Origin of the sequence: Geminicoccus harenae, from assembly GCF_019800005.1 — a bacterium.
In the GTDB taxonomy this organism is placed as follows: domain Bacteria; phylum Pseudomonadota; class Alphaproteobacteria; order Geminicoccales; family Geminicoccaceae; genus Geminicoccus; species Geminicoccus harenae.
Window position 1 is genome coordinate 1 of sequence record NZ_JABGCL010000226.1, and the last position, 669, is coordinate 669.

The following is a 669-nucleotide window of genomic DNA, read 5'->3' on the forward strand; positions in this document are numbered from 1 at the left end:
TTATAACAATAGTTATCAGGCTAGCATTAGAATGACACCTTATGAAGCTCTCTATGGCCGTCCCTGTAGATCTAAAATTTGTTGGGCAAAAGTTGGTGAAAAACATGTTAATACACCAAAATATATCAGAGAGACGACTGAAAAGATTAAAATCATTAGAGATCGTTTGCAGACAGCCCAAAGTAGACAAAAGAGTTATTATGATGTACGCCACAGAGATTTAAATTTTAAAGTTGGGGACTTTGTTTATTTGAAAGCTTTGCCTCGCAAGGGAGTGGTGCGTTTTGGAAAGAGAAGTAAGCTAGTGCCAAGGTTCATTGGTCCATTTGAGGTTATTAAAGAAGTGGGAAATGTAGCATATCAGTTAGCTTTGCCATCAAGTATGTCTAAAGTATATGATGTTTTCCATGTTTCAATGTTTCGAAAGAGTTTACGCGATCCAACTCATGTTATTGATTTGCCTGCTGATAAGTATCTAGAAGATGGTTCATATGAAGAAATTCCAGTTCAGATTTTAGATAGACAGCAAAGAGTATTGAGGAATAAAGTTATACCACAGGTTAAAGTATTGTGGAGGAATCAGAATGTGGAAGAAGCAACATGGGAATCAGAAGCTAATATGATAGCTAAATATCCTTATTTGTTCGAGGGCTAGTTAGAATTTTGCGG

The 669-nt window shown here is 36.2% G+C and carries 1 protein-coding gene; it reads left to right on the plus strand.

Translation table 11 applies throughout. The annotated features are described in order from the left end of the window. Positions 1-655, plus strand: a 655-nt coding sequence (locus HLA95_RS30425) for a chromo domain-containing protein (protein WP_222185185.1), incomplete at its 5' end; no start/stop codon positions are given. Positions 656-669 lie beyond the last annotated feature (14 nt).